Here is a 13,610-nt window from a genome sequence, read left to right as displayed (position 1 = left end):
GTTTTTTTATGAGCGCCTCACAAAATAAAATATCACTTTAAACAAGACATAAATAATACAAAAAGCAAAAAAACCAAAAATGCTGTACGCGGCATCGGCGAATTCCATATTCCCTGCTCCTGTGATTCGCTGCTGTATTTCAACAGCAAATACAAAAACAAGGACCATCGCAAATGTAAAAAGAAAAGAAATCGCCGTAATACTCCACTTAGAAATCGCATGAAACGCTAAATCTACGAAAAACAGCCCAATGATTCCTAATATGCCGATCACCCAAAAATGCAGCTCTTTATCCGTTAGATCTAGTTCTAAGCGATTCGAAAGGCCCCAGATTAACTCATGAAATATATTGATGATCTCTGCCAGGATTAAAACAACTTCTCTCAAAATACTTCCCCCTGACTTTCTTAAATAGTTACACTTTATCATAAAGCTCTATTACAAAAAAATTTACAGAATATTCTTTTACATTTTAAGCCAGTGGAAGTATAATATAGGGAAAATTAGAACTTATTTCCTAGGCAGAGGTGAAAGAGTGTGAGTCATAAGAAATTAAAATCTAAAACCAAAAGAGTTCGCCTCTTAAAGGTTTTTCTAATAATAACAGGGGCTGTCGTACTTACTGTCGGAGCATTTGCCTTTATGATATTAAATGACGTAAGAAATACTGTGAACGATAAGATTTATGAAGAGATTACCTCCATAGATGCCTCAGCTACAAAGGCTAAAATAAAAAATGATGAGCCCGTAAATATACTTTTGCTGGGTGTCGATGAGCGTGAAAATGACAAAGGACGCTCAGATACTATGATCGTTATGACATTGGACCCTAATAACGACCAAATGCAGCTTTTTAGTATTCCTAGAGATACGGAAGCGGAAATCATCGGAGATGGCAGAACGACGCGTATTAATCACGCTTATGCTTATGGGGGCAGTAATATGGCAGTAGATACTGTTGAGAATTTTTTAGATGTAAATTTTGATTATTTTATTAAGGTGAACATGAACGGGCTATCTCAACTTGTTGATTCTGTCAACGGTATTACCGTCCGTAATTACCGGGCCTTCACTCAAGATGGCTATCATTTCCCGGAGGGCCAGACAACACTTTCTGGAAGCCATGCTTTATCCTATGTTCGTATGCGAAAAGAAGATCCTAAAGGAGACTTAGGAAGAAATGAGCGTCAGCGCCAAGTCATTGAAGGTATAATAGAAAAAGGAGCCAATCCCAATATGATTAACCAAGTCGGTGACGTCATGAAAGTACTTGGAGATAATGTGAATACGAATATGGACTTTGAGGATATAAGAAATCTAGCTACTAAATACCGCAATGCAAGGAACCATATAACCAATTATCAAATGTCAGGAAGCAGCAAAACAAGCTCTGGGATGTATTTAATTGAGATGTCTGAGGAAGAAATAAAGAAAACGAGTAATATGATCAATAACTTTACTTTAGAAACGAAACGTTAATTAAATTCTTCTATAGAATACTTCTAGCCACACTAGAATATTTCCCTATAAAAAACTAGAAACCATAAACATATGGTTTCTAGTCTTTATTTTTATTCTTACTTTCCCTCTTCGTCGAGTTTGTTGAGTAACGTGTCTAATTGTGTAGACACATCAATCACACATGGATCTGTTGGATTTTCTAAATAACATTTATACATTTTAAACCTGACTTGTTCAATTTCCTTCTCTAATTCACTGTTTTTATCCACGTCTGTACCCCCTAGGAAGAGATCTACCGCATAAAACGGCTTAGTGAAACAGAGGTAATTCTTTCATTTAAACGAACACTTTCCACATGTGCAATTTTCAAGGCATCCTCAAAAATCTTCTGATACTACTATACTTTAAAAAGGGTACATATCCCATTACAACACTATTTCAATCATCCTAATTCTTGATAACAGTATATTTCTATTATAATATATTTTTCACCTTTAAAAAATAATTAATACGAACTTATGTTTCAAAAATAAAAGAAAAGGGGAAAAAGAGAATTAGACTTAGCAGAAAGGAGGTTTTCATGTGGGATTTATCTTATATTTAATTGTCGGAGGATTAATCGGCTGGCTGGCCCAAGTGTTAATTGGGAGAGACATGCCACTTGGTATTATAGGTAATATTATCGCAGGAATCGTCGGTGCGTGGATCGGCGGTGAACTCTTAGGTTCAATGGGTCCTACCTTAGCAGGTATTGCTATTATTCCAGCACTGATCGGTGCCATCATTTTTGTATTTATTTTAAGTTTAATTATGAGAAGTACAAGAAAAAAATAAGAGAAAAGCCAGCTCAAGTAAAAATTTGAGCTGGCTTTTTTAGTTAGTCACATAATGGTTTTTCTCATTAGAGAAAGCTTCTAATTTTGCATTCCATTTAGATAAGCTATTAGGGCTTATTCCATATTTATGAGAGATCTCTTTTTGTGAAAGACTTTCCGAGGAAGAGTTTGTATGATAGAAGTAATATTCCAGGGCTGCGGCCATTACTTCTACCTTTCTGACAGCAGGCTGCTCATTCCTAAAAAATTGTCTCCATAGCCGTTTAATATTTTGGTAGGCATCGGTCTCTGTTACCTTTGAATCTATCCTTTGATCCAGTAATTCAATTACTTCAGTTTCAATACGAGATTTATTTTCCGTTCTGCTTTCCCTGACAAGTTCCCTTTCAGAGTAAATCCATAACGGCAGATGCTTCTCTAGAAATGTATAATGAAAATAATCAGGGAGAGATTTATAAATCGTTTGATCTTCGAATCCTTTCATAAGTTTATTATGGTAAATTTTATATTTAGACGTCTCTATTGGGACTGCCATTGGAGAAAATCTATAAAAATCGCCCCATTGCAGCAGAATGCCGGTATAATAAGGAGCTGAATGTAAGTCTTCATCTTTTAATGGAATTCGTTTTCTATCAACCTTATAATTCTTGTCATTAAGTAGGTCAGTGACAAATATGTCGTTCTCTGGCTCAACACCAGTCATCTTAAATATGCTCGGTCTCGCACCTTCCCAGTCTCTTAACGCCTCTTCCACAGAAGGGCGTGTTACTTTTCTTTCTACCCTGCGTAAGAAACGCTGATAAACGGTGGCCCCGCCTTTTTGAGGAGCAGCTAACCCTTTATAAAGTAAGCTGATAAAGGATTGAACTTCTTCTTCCTCTGAAACAGGCTGACTGCTTGGAAACATATGCGGGTAATTCTCCCTCATATATGTCTGGAACTGTAGAAAAAACTGGTCGAGTTCTTCAGTTGTTCTACTGCCGGGGAATTCAATAAGGTTTAATTTACCATGGCATTTTTTGTATTTCTTGCCACTTCCACATGGGCAGGGGTCATTTCTACCTACTTTGGACATATTTGAGTCTCCTTTCCTATACTATTATAGTTTAGTATAAACTATTAAAAGGAAAAGAGAAAAAACGCTGTTTTTTTATTTAATAGGAGGAATTGCTATGCAGACAACAGAAAAGAAGAAAGCTCGTCAACTTTTTGAAAAATTTAAGGGGAAAGCATCAGAGTTATTAAACAACCCTGACAAAGCAAGAGTTGTTTTAAAGCAGGGAATTGATAAAGCCTTTGATAATGAGGGACCCTTGGCTGAGGTGTGGCATGATTTACAATTAATGTTCGCATTGCTTAAAGATTGGATCCGTGGTAATTACGATAAAGCTCCAAAACGCGCAGTTACAGCGATCCTTGGAGGTATCATTTATCTGGTCGTTCCATTGGATGCCATTCCTGATTTCATTCCTGTTCTTGGTTTAGTAGATGATGTATATGTGCTGAATCTTGTACGTAAACAAGTAAGAGCCGACTTAAATGAGTATAATGAATGGCTGATGGAACAAGAAACGTCTACAATTGAAGACAATGAACAAGGAGAATCTTAAAGTTAGATATAAAGCCGGTCTTTTTTGCGAATGATGGGAAATTTGAAAAACTACCGCTCTTATTTAAGAATCATAGCAGATTTGTTAAGAAGCTAACCGTAGTTTCTACCCGCCTGCTTCCCTCTGTTACCCAGGGTGTAGGTTTTTCTCCACCAAAAAGCCGCTCTTTTAAAGAGCGGCTTTTTTGATAATCCTTAAGCATATTTCGTTCATTGATAATACTTATAAAGCGCTTGAGTACCGCTTTCATTTTCTCCGTCTTCGGCAATTCTTTCATACATATCTTTGGCAAGCTGCAGCCCTGGTAGATCTAAGCCAAGCTTCTCTGCAGATTCGATCGCAATTTTCATATCTTTAATGAAATGTTTAACAAAGAATCCTGGGGAAAAATCTCTTTTTATAACTCGTGGTGTTAAGTTGCTTAAAGACCAGCTTCCAGCAGCTCCTCCACTTATACTCTTAAGAACTTTATCGGGATCAAGGCCGGCTTTCTCTGCATATACAAGGGCTTCTGTTACACCTATCATTGTTGATGCAATGGCAATCTGATTGCACATTTTCGTATATTGTCCGGCACCAGCTGGACCCTGTAGAACAGCCTGACTGCCCATTATTTCAAAAAGGGGCTCTGCTTTATGAAAAGCTTCCTCTTCCCCTCCCGCCATAATCGACAGTGTACCGTTGCGTGCTCCAATGTCTCCACCTGAAACTGGAGCATCTATAGCTGCAGCCTGTTTGCTTTTAGCTTTTTCTGCAATTCTTGAAGCCAGATCTGGAGACGAAGTTGTCATATCTATCACTAACGTCTGAGGATTGATATAATTTAGTAAGCCATGCTCTCCTAAATAAACTTCTTCTACATCACTTGGATAGCCAACCATTGTAATAATTACATCAGAATTAGCTGCAACCGCCGGGATAGTATCATGCCAACTTGCCCCTGTCTCCATTAGATCTGTTGCTTTTTCCTTTGTCCTCGTGAAAATATGTAAGTCATATCCTTCTTTCAGCAGCCTCATCGCCATACTTTTTCCCATGACACCTGTACCAATAAAGCCAATCTTATTGAAACCCTGCATATATTTCCACCTCTCTCCCTTTTTCAACAATATAACATAAAAAATGTCCGCTAATAAGCGGACATTTTAATTACCCTTTACTATATTCAATAATTTTCTCTCTCGTGTTTTGAATTTCTGATTCCGGGATATTCATATAGTAAATATTATTGATATACGTATCTTCACCTTTCATTTGATACATATTCATTTCATGACGGGCATTACGGTAATTTGTGACTAGATTTTTCATATCTGCAAATTTCATATTTGTCGCCGCATTATCTCCAAGAACTTTCATCATTTTATCAATATTGTTTGCCATATTCATACTTGCCCCCTGATTAATGGTTCCCTGTATAACATCACGCTGGCGGTCATTACGGCCAGCATCACCTTTAGGATCGTTTTTTCGCATTCTTACATAAGCCAGGGCTTCTTCACCGTTCAACTGTAAATTTCCTTTTTCGAAATCATGACCCCCCTGGGAAAAGGACTGATCATTGACTACTTCAATGCCGCCCACAGCATCCACCATTTGAGATAGACCATCCATATTCATGCGCACATAATAATCAAGCTCTATATCAAGGAAATTTTCAACCGTCTGTACAGATCTGTCACTTCCTCCATATGCATACGAATGATTAATTTTATCTATTCCTTCACCAGGAATTTCTGCCCTTGCGTCTCTAGGAATACTTACCATCTGCATTCGATCATTTGCCGGGTCAAGCGACAAAACAATCATCGTATCAGCGCGACCAGTATCATTCTCTCGTTCATCTACGCCAAGCAGTAAAATGTTAAGCGACTTCTCTTCTTTAAGCTTTTTTTTAGTTTGCTCAGCATTAATACCCTCTATATCTTCATGGATATTATCATTAACTGTAGTTTTTACATTATTATAGATTGAATAAAAGTAGGCAGCACTTCCGCCTGCGATCAGCAGAAAGAAAGCAAGAACGATTTTAAGCCACGTCTTTTTACGTTTTCTTTGATTTTTCACCTTTCTGGATTGCATCTATTTACACTCCTTTTACAATCAAAAACAAATACCTCCTCTTTGTACCATAAATCGTCAAGTAATTCAAAAAACGTTGTCGGACTTTCACCTCACAATTTGTCACTTGTAAGCGAATCCTCTATAATACAGGGTATATTTTTAAAATCTTATGAAAATGAGGTGAAAAGTTGGATTATACAATAACTCCATTGGGAGATCAGGCCTTGGTGGTCAATGTAAGTGACCATATAAACGAAGATGCTCAAAAGAAAATCCTTAACCTTACACAAGCACTCGAAGAGCAAAAGCCTGAATGGATGATTGAATATATTCCTGCATTTACTACGATCACCATTTTTTACAACCCTTTCTCTTTCAGGAATTCATATTTTCCATATGAACAAGCAAAAGCCTCTGTGGCAGAGATTATTGCCACTGTAAAAGAAACAGAAATGGAAGAACCTCGAACTATTGAAATTCCCGTATGCTATGGCGGTGATTATGGACCCGACTTGGAATTTGTCGCCGAACACAATGGATTAACGCAAGAAGAAGTCATCGATATCCATCAATCGGGAGATTATATTGTTTATATGATCGGCTTCGCCCCGGGTTTTCCTTTTATAGGAGGAATGTCTGAAAAAATCGCAGCACCTCGGAGAGAGTCACCAAGACTCAAGATTCCTGCACTTACTGTCGGGATTGCCGGAAATCAGACGGGAGTTTATCCAATTGAGACACCTGGAGGCTGGCAGTTAATTGGCCGGACGCCTGTTAAGCTATTCACCCCTGAAGCTGAAACCCCCAGTTTGTTAAAAGCAGGCGATCGCATCCGGTTTAAACAAATAGATAGTGATCAATACAAAAGCTGGGAGGACCGGTTCCAATGATTAAGGTAATTAAAGATGGATTGTTAACCAGCATTCAGGATTTGGGCCGGACCGGTTACCAAAAGTATGGAGTAATTTCAAGTGGAAGCATGGACACTTATGCCCATCGGATCGCAAACATCCTTATAGGAAATGAAGAAAAGGCAGCAACAATTGAGATAACTTTACTTGGACCCGAAATAAAATTTGAAGAAGACGCCCTTATTTCCTTATGCGGAGGCGACTTATCCCCTCAAATAAATGGGAAAAACATTCGAATGTGGAAACCTATTTATATTGAGAAAGGTGCTACTCTTAAGTTCGGTAAACCTAGATCTGGCTGCCGGGCGTACCTGGCCATCGCTGGCGGGCTTGATATTCCAGAGGTTATGGAAAGCCAGTCAACCTACCTTCGGGCTGAACTTGGCGGTTTTAAAGGACGGGCTTTGAGTTCTGGAGATGAAATCTTGTTTCAATCCTCACTTTCTAAAGAGCAAAAGCAGTTCGTAGAAGGAAAGGGATTCACTGAAAGCAAGTGGATGGTGTCCTCAAGCATGATTCCAGATTATTCTCCTCGTCCTGTTGTTTCAATTATAGAAGGGCCTCAGTTCGACTGGTTCGACGAAATAAGCCAGAAGTCTTTATTTACAGAGCCCTTCAAAGTTTCCTCTCAGTCCGATCGGATGGGATATCGGTTAAACGGTCCTTCTCTTTCTTTAGAAGAAAAAAAAGAACTTATATCTGAAGCTGTGGCATTTGGTTCCATTCAGGTCCCTGCTGACGGTAATCCAATTATATTACTGGCAGATAGACAGACTACTGGAGGGTACCCAAAAATCGGGCAGGCTGCAAGTGTAGACTTACCTGCCATTACCCAGGTAAAACCTGGAGAGCAAATTTCATTTAAGAAAATTACGTTGGAAGAAGCACAGCTTGCTTTAATAAAACAGGAAAACGATATTGAATTGCTTAAACGGTCCATTTCAAATAAAAGGAGAGGGGAAAAAGAATGAGTTACTTAGTAGATATCAATTGTGATATGGGGGAAAGCTTTGGCGCTTATACTTTAGGACGTGATGAAGAAATACTGGATTTCATCACATCTGCGAATATCGCCTGCGGCTTTCATGCAGGAGATCCGGCTACAATGAAAAAGACGGTGAAGATGGCTATAGAAAAAGGGGTGGGAATTGGTGCTCATCCCGGCCTTCCGGACCTGGCTGGATTCGGCCGCAGAAATATTCAAATCTCTCCACAGGAAGCTTACGACCTTGTCGTTTATCAAATAGGTGCTCTTTATGGGTTTGTAAAGACAGAAGGCGGAAAAATGCAGCATGTGAAACCACATGGAGCTCTATTCAACATGGCTGCCAAAGATTTCGAGCTTTCGAAAGGTATTGCAGAAGCCGTATACGATGTCAATCCTGAACTTATATTGTTTGGCCTCTCGGGAAGCGAACTCGTAAAAGCCGGGGAAAATATCGGGCTGAAAACAGCGAATGAGGTTTTCTCCGATCGGACATACCAGCATGATGGATCACTTACTTCACGAAAAGAAAAGAATGCTCTTCTTACAGACCCGCAGGAAGCCATTCAGCAAGTCATCCGTATGGTTAAAGAAAATAAGGTTCATACTGTACAAGGACAGGATATCACTATTAAAGCTCAGACCATCTGTATCCACGGAGATGGGCAAACAGCATTAGAATTTGCGGATAATATTTCTTCTTCTCTTGCCGATGCCGGGATCACCAAGACCCCTATACACAATATTTTATAAGTTAAAGGTGGAAAATTACTTTGAAAACATCAAATCGCAGTATTTTAATTGGAGCCGCTTTTTTAATGGCGACATCTGCCATTGGCCCTGGCTTCCTGACACAAACGACTGTGTTCACAGAAACTTTGCTGGCCAGCTTTGGCTTTGTTATTCTTGCGTCGATTATCATTGATATAGGTGCACAAATGAATATTTGGCGGATTATTGCTGTCAGTGAAAAAAGAGCCCAGGATATAGCCAATGCCGTCCTTCCCGGCTTAGGTTATTTTCTTGCAGCTTTAGTTGTTGCCGGCGGTTTAGCATTTAATATTGGAAACATTGCTGGTGCAGGATTAGGTACTAATGTTCTCTTCGGAATATCCCCTAAGACAGGGGCCCTCTTGAGCGGTGTTTTAGCTATAGGAATTTTCACCGTAAAAGAAGCTGGACGCATCATGGACCGTTTCACCCAAATCCTTGGTTTCTTAATGATCGCATTAACGATTTATGTGATGTTCACAGCCCAGCCGCCTGTGGGTGAAGCGGTCACTAAATCCTTTGCCCCTGATACAATTGATTTTATGGCCATCGTTACTTTAGTAGGAGGAACTGTCGGCGGGTATATTACTTTTGCAGGCGGCCATAGACTGATTGAAGCTGGTTTAAAAGGTAAAAGTGCACTCCCGGAAGTTACCCGCAGTTCTGTATATGCTATCGGGGTGGCTTCCATTATGAGGATCTTCTTATTCCTGGCTGTATTAGGCGTCGTTTCCCAAGGACTCACTCTTAACCCTGATAACCCACCTGCTTCTGTATTTCAGCTTGCCGCAGGAAATGTTGGCTATAAGATGTTCGGTATCGTTATGTGGGCCGCAGCCGTCTCTTCTGTAGTTGGAGCTGCATACACCTCCGTTTCCTTTATTCGTACCTTTAGTCCTGTTTTAGAAAAAAATCATCGTTATTTAACGATCGGATTTATAACAATTTCTACTATTGTATTTGTTTTTATCGGACAACCTGTAAATGTATTAGTATTAGTGGGCTCAGTGAATGGATTAATTCTTCCAATAGCGCTCGGTGTTATGCTGTTAGCTGCACATAAGTCGAGAATTGTTGGCGATTATAAACACCCGATTTGGATGACGATTTTTGGAATAATTATTGTCGTCGCCATGTCCTATATGGGCGTTTATACCCTAATTGATGGAATTCCTCAGCTCTTTGAATAATAAAAAGGTCACTGAATTATCAGTGACCTTTTTGCTTGTAAATATTGTTTTAAGGAGCAGGGTGAAAAAAGTAACCGATTAGCTAAATGAATCCTGCATGCAAGGAAGCTTAAACCATTCACCAGTTCTATTAACCTGCTGTTAAGCCCACTACATAGATAGCGGGCTTTCTTGCTGTAAATCGACATATTCCCTGGGAAATAAATTTATGAGGTTACATCTGTTATCATTTCATGAGTTTTATCAACCTCTGACTGAGGGATCTGCAAATAATAGATATCATCAATGCGTGTTCCCTCTCCAGTCATTTGATAAGTAGAAATATCTCTTCTTGCTCCTCTATAGTTTGTAGCTAGATTTCTCATATCTGCAAATTTCATATTAGTAGCTACGTTATTTCCAAGGACATCCATTACTTCATTAATTTTGCCGACCGCATTCATATTAGCACCCTTATCAATGATTCCCTGTATTACCTGCCTCTGTCTCTCATTTCGACCGGCGTCCCCTTGAGGGTCATCATATCTCATACGCACCCAGGCTAAGGCTTCTTCACCGTTAAGACTAATCTCTCCTTTTGGAAAGTTCTTTCCACTATATTCAAAGGCGAACTCATTTTGAACGGATATACCGCCGACAGCATCAACGAGCTGGCCAAGCCCTTCCATATTCATCCGTAAATAATAGTCCAATTCAATATCAAGGAAGTTTTCTACAGTATTTACGCTCATTTCACTTCCGCCAAAAGCATAAGCATGATTAATTTTGTCATCGATTCCTTTGCCGACAATCTGTGTTCTTGTATCACGCGGGATGCTAATCATCTGCATTTTCTCGTTCGCAGGATCAAGTGTCATAACAATCATTGTGTCCGAACGTCCTCTATCTCCTTCCCGTTCATCCACACCAAGAAGTAATATATTCAGGGGCTCTTCAGCCTCTATCTTTTTCTTTGTTGCTTCATGGTCAATTCCAGTAACTGTTTCATGGATATCATTATCAACCGTAGATTTTACATTATAATAAATAGAGTAAGCGTAAGCGGCAACACCTACTCCAATTAATAAAATGATACTTAAAGTGATCCAGACCCACTTTCTTCTCTTTCGCTTATGTATATCTTTTCTTGTTTTCATTCGTACAACCCCTTCATTATATGTATTTTCATTATAGAATAGTTTAAAAAGAATTCCTATCTAATATCCCATTTCCCAGACATAATATGACAAAATATAAAAGCCGCTATTTGTTAGATAGCGGCTTTTGCAATTTACAGAACTTTACTTAAGAATTCTCTCGTTCGAGGGTTGTCTGGGTCACCAAAGATTTTCTCCGGCACGTTTTCTTCCATAATGATCCCTTCATCCATAAAGATTACCCGGTCACCCACTTCACGGGCAAAACCCATTTCATGAGTAACGACTACCATTGTCATCCCTTCTTTGGCCAGTTCCTTCATAACAGCTAACACATCTCCGACTAATTCAGGATCTAATGCGGATGTGGGCTCATCGAAAAGCATAATTTTAGGGTTCATAGCTAGTGATCGAGCAATAGCCACCCTTTGTTTCTGTCCGCCTGATAAGCTGTCAGGATAAACATTCGCTTTGTCACTAAGTCCGACTTTTTCTAATATAGGTTCAGCTTCAGCTTCAGCTTCTTTTTTATTTTTCCCCTTAATTTTTTTTGGCCCTATCGTAATGTTATCCATAACGGTCATATGTGGAAAAAGATTAAAATGCTGAAAAACCATCCCTACACGAGTTCTTACTTTATTAATATTCACATTTTTATCAGTAAGATTATCTCCTTCTATGAGCACCTCTCCACTCGTTACTTCCTCTAATAAATTCAGACACCTCAACAGCGTGCTTTTTCCTGAACCGGATGGGCCGATCACACATACAACTTCCTGAGGCTTAACTTCCAAGTTGATGCCTTTAAGGACTTTTACATCTCCAAAGGACTTATGCAAATCTCTTACACTAATCATTAGACATCAAGTCTCCTTTCAACCCGTCTTAAATAAACGGAGGCGGGTACTGTAATCGCCAAATACATAAGACATACCATCGTCAGCGCTTCAAACGCTGCAAATGTCAGTCCATAATACTGCTGCCCCATATAAAGGAGTTCCCCAACCGCGATAACGGAGAATAAAGATGTATCTTTTAAGCTAATAACAAATTGATTCCCTAGTGGCGGGATCATTCGTTTAAAAGCCTGCGGCCAAATGATATAACGCATCGTCTGTACTTTCGTTAAACCGATCGAACGGCCGGCCTCTGTCTGACCTTTGTCGATTGAGTAAACGGCCCCACGAACAATTTCTGCAATATAGGCTCCTGCATTAACTGCAATAGCGATAATAGAAGCCGTAATTTTATCAATATTAAATCCTAATAAGTCCGGTAGACCAAAATAAATGAATAAAATTTGTGCAAGGATTGGGGTTCCTCTTAAAACCTCAACATAAATGGATGCAATCCCGTAGATTAGTTTGTTTTTAGAAAGTCGGGCCATTCCAAAAATTGCCCCTAAAATAAAACCAAAAAATAAACCTACCCCTGTAATTAAAAGTGTATAAACAAGCCCCTCTAGCAAAAAGGGCATTACGCGTGCGTAGTGACTCTCCATGAAAGCGTCCATTAGTAATAACTCCCCTTAATGTCTTCACTATATAGTATGTTTAGTAGTGGATTTAAAAAAACGCAGCAAGCCATAGACCTGCTACGCCCCATGTGATTTTTAATCAGCTTCAGTGCCGTATTTACGCTCTCCAAACCACTCTTCATAGATATCGTCATATGTTCCATTATCAATAAGTGTTTGAAGTGCTTCGTTTACATCTTCCACTAGCTCGGAATCTTTAGGGAATGCAATTCCGTACTGTTCACCTTGCAGGACATCTCCCACTGTTTTTAAGCCTTCTGAATCGTTAGCCACATAGTACTGGACGTTAGGCACGTCATACATAACTGCATCAACACGTCCATCCTGCAGATCCATATAAGCTTCAACAATTCCCGGGAAAGTTACAACTTCAGCATCCGGGTGGTTATCTTTTAAGTAAGTTTCACTTGTAGTACCTGAACGAGTTGCCACTTTCTTTCCAGCTAAATCATCTTCTGATTTTATCTCTGTATTACTTTCCTGAACGGCAAGCATTAAACCTGCATCGTAATAGGGTTCAGAGAAATCAATTGTCTCGGCACGCTCATCTGTAATTGTCATTCCGGCAATACCGATATCATATTTGGCAGTCTGCATACCAGTAACCACGCCATCAAATTTCATAGATTCGATCTTTACTTCAAAGCCTGCTTCTTCAGCAATTGCACGAATCAGATCCATATCGAAACCTGTCATTTCTCCTGTTTCTTCATCCAGAAATTCAAAAGGTACGAAGTTATTATCGGTAGCTACTGTGTAAGTTTCCCCGCCTTCTCCCTCAGAACCTTCAGACTCAGATGTACCGCATCCTACCAGTATGATAGAAAGCAGCAGACCTATTAAAAGCCCGCTTAATTTTAGTTTTCTCATTTTGTCTCCCCCTTTTGTAGTCAATTATTATTATCTCAAAAATTGTTAATCATGTAAATATTCTGAATAATTGCATATGAAGTCATAGTTCCTTATTTTTTCATTATATTTCAAGTTAATATATAATTAACTCATTAATTCTCTATTATCCTTTATAATACGCTCATATTCTTCCTTTATAGTGATAATTAGATTATTTATCATTAACAATTAACTATGATATTTTTCCTACACATAAC

The 13,610-nt window shown here is 39.1% G+C and carries 16 protein-coding genes; 7 read left to right on the top strand and 9 right to left on the bottom strand.

Annotation, left to right across the window (positions count from 1 at the left end; translation table 11 throughout):
• Positions 1 to 6: 6 nt before the first annotated feature.
• Complete coding sequence (locus tag B7E06_RS07020) at positions 7 to 387, bottom strand: hypothetical protein (RefSeq protein WP_082233303.1); 381 nt, start codon at positions 385 to 387, stop codon at positions 7 to 9.
• A 150-nt stretch (positions 388 to 537) separates the two neighbouring features.
• Between B7E06_RS07020 and B7E06_RS07015 the strand changes: the two genes are divergently transcribed.
• The gene (locus B7E06_RS07015) at positions 538 to 1,479 is read left to right on the top strand and encodes an LCP family glycopolymer transferase (RefSeq protein WP_082233302.1); all 942 of its coding nucleotides are present in this window, start codon (positions 538 to 540) and stop codon (positions 1,477 to 1,479) included.
• A 98-nt stretch (positions 1,480 to 1,577) separates the two neighbouring features.
• Here the strand turns inward: B7E06_RS07015 and B7E06_RS07010 are convergent, their stop codons facing one another.
• Positions 1,578 to 1,730 (bottom strand): aspartyl-phosphate phosphatase Spo0E family protein, encoded by a 153-nt coding sequence (locus B7E06_RS07010; RefSeq protein WP_082233301.1) that lies wholly within the window; start codon positions 1,728 to 1,730, stop codon positions 1,578 to 1,580.
• 313 nt (positions 1,731 to 2,043) lie between these two features.
• Here B7E06_RS07010 and B7E06_RS07005 point away from each other — a divergent pair, with 313 nt between their 5' ends.
• Positions 2,044 to 2,295: a GlsB/YeaQ/YmgE family stress response membrane protein gene (locus tag B7E06_RS07005; protein ID WP_082233300.1), complete on the top strand. Its 252-nt coding sequence runs from the start codon at positions 2,044 to 2,046 to the stop codon at positions 2,293 to 2,295.
• 39 nt (positions 2,296 to 2,334) lie between these two features.
• Here the strand turns inward: B7E06_RS07005 and B7E06_RS07000 are convergent, their stop codons facing one another.
• Complete coding sequence (locus tag B7E06_RS07000; protein ID WP_082233299.1) at positions 2,335 to 3,372, bottom strand: YecA family protein; 1,038 nt, start codon at positions 3,370 to 3,372, stop codon at positions 2,335 to 2,337.
• Positions 3,373 to 3,469: 97 nt separating this feature from the next.
• On the opposite strand from B7E06_RS07000, the gene B7E06_RS06995 reads away from it, so the two are divergent.
• Positions 3,470 to 3,907: a YkvA family protein gene (locus tag B7E06_RS06995; protein ID WP_082233298.1), complete on the top strand. Its 438-nt coding sequence runs from the start codon at positions 3,470 to 3,472 to the stop codon at positions 3,905 to 3,907.
• Positions 3,908 to 4,116: 209 nt separating this feature from the next.
• Here B7E06_RS06995 and B7E06_RS06990 read toward each other — a convergent pair whose 3' ends face one another.
• Together B7E06_RS06990 and B7E06_RS06985 are read right to left on the bottom strand one after the other, a co-directional pair.
• Entirely contained in the window at positions 4,117 to 4,986 is an 870-nt protein-coding gene (locus B7E06_RS06990) for an NAD(P)-dependent oxidoreductase (RefSeq protein WP_082233297.1), read from the bottom strand.
• Between the two features lie 70 nt (positions 4,987 to 5,056).
• Positions 5,057 to 5,989, bottom strand: coding sequence for an LCP family glycopolymer transferase (locus B7E06_RS06985; protein ID WP_082233296.1), 933 nt, complete (start codon positions 5,987 to 5,989; stop codon positions 5,057 to 5,059).
• Between the two features lie 170 nt (positions 5,990 to 6,159).
• Between B7E06_RS06985 and pxpB the strand changes: the two genes are divergently transcribed.
• The 4 genes from pxpB to B7E06_RS06965 all read left to right on the top strand — a co-directional run bounded on the left by pxpB (position 6,160) and on the right by B7E06_RS06965 (position 9,828).
• Positions 6,160 to 6,861 (top strand): 5-oxoprolinase subunit PxpB, encoded by a 702-nt coding sequence (gene pxpB / locus B7E06_RS06980; protein ID WP_082233295.1) that lies wholly within the window; start codon positions 6,160 to 6,162, stop codon positions 6,859 to 6,861.
• Positions 6,858 to 7,853, top strand: a complete 996-nt coding sequence (locus tag B7E06_RS06975; protein ID WP_082233294.1) for a 5-oxoprolinase subunit C family protein — start codon at positions 6,858 to 6,860, stop codon at positions 7,851 to 7,853. Before pxpB ends, B7E06_RS06975 begins: the two co-directional genes overlap by 4 nt.
• Positions 7,850 to 8,620 (top strand): LamB/YcsF family protein, encoded by a 771-nt coding sequence (locus B7E06_RS06970; RefSeq protein ID WP_082233293.1) that lies wholly within the window; start codon positions 7,850 to 7,852, stop codon positions 8,618 to 8,620. The genes B7E06_RS06975 and B7E06_RS06970 overlap by 4 nt, the downstream gene beginning before the upstream one ends.
• A 65-nt stretch (positions 8,621 to 8,685) precedes the next feature.
• Positions 8,686 to 9,828: an NRAMP family divalent metal transporter gene (locus tag B7E06_RS06965; RefSeq protein WP_082235935.1), complete on the top strand. Its 1,143-nt coding sequence runs from the start codon at positions 8,686 to 8,688 to the stop codon at positions 9,826 to 9,828.
• A 206-nt stretch (positions 9,829 to 10,034) separates the two neighbouring features.
• Here the strand turns inward: B7E06_RS06965 and B7E06_RS06960 are convergent, their stop codons facing one another.
• The 4 genes from B7E06_RS06960 to B7E06_RS06945 all read right to left on the bottom strand — a co-directional run bounded on the left by B7E06_RS06960 (position 10,035) and on the right by B7E06_RS06945 (position 13,371).
• Entirely contained in the window at positions 10,035 to 10,964 is a 930-nt protein-coding gene (locus B7E06_RS06960) for an LCP family glycopolymer transferase (RefSeq protein ID WP_082233292.1), read from the bottom strand.
• 134 nt (positions 10,965 to 11,098) lie between these two features.
• Positions 11,099 to 11,821, bottom strand: coding sequence for an amino acid ABC transporter ATP-binding protein (locus B7E06_RS06955; protein ID WP_082233291.1), 723 nt, complete (start codon positions 11,819 to 11,821; stop codon positions 11,099 to 11,101).
• Positions 11,821 to 12,477 carry an amino acid ABC transporter permease gene (locus B7E06_RS06950; RefSeq protein ID WP_082233290.1) on the bottom strand — a complete coding sequence of 219 codons (657 nt, stop codon included), beginning with the start codon at positions 12,475 to 12,477 and terminating at the stop codon, positions 11,821 to 11,823. The genes B7E06_RS06955 and B7E06_RS06950 overlap by 1 nt, the downstream gene beginning before the upstream one ends.
• 99 nt (positions 12,478 to 12,576) lie before the next feature.
• Entirely contained in the window at positions 12,577 to 13,371 is a 795-nt protein-coding gene (locus B7E06_RS06945; protein ID WP_082233289.1) for a glutamine ABC transporter substrate-binding protein, read from the bottom strand.
• Positions 13,372 to 13,610 lie beyond the last annotated feature (239 nt).

It is taken from the genome of Halobacillus massiliensis (assembly GCF_900166625.1).
Taxonomy (GTDB): domain Bacteria; phylum Bacillota; class Bacilli; order Bacillales; family Halobacillaceae; genus Halobacillus_A; species Halobacillus_A massiliensis.
Note: the sequence above shows the minus strand (reverse complement) of the source record. Positions and strands in the feature narration are given on the sequence as shown.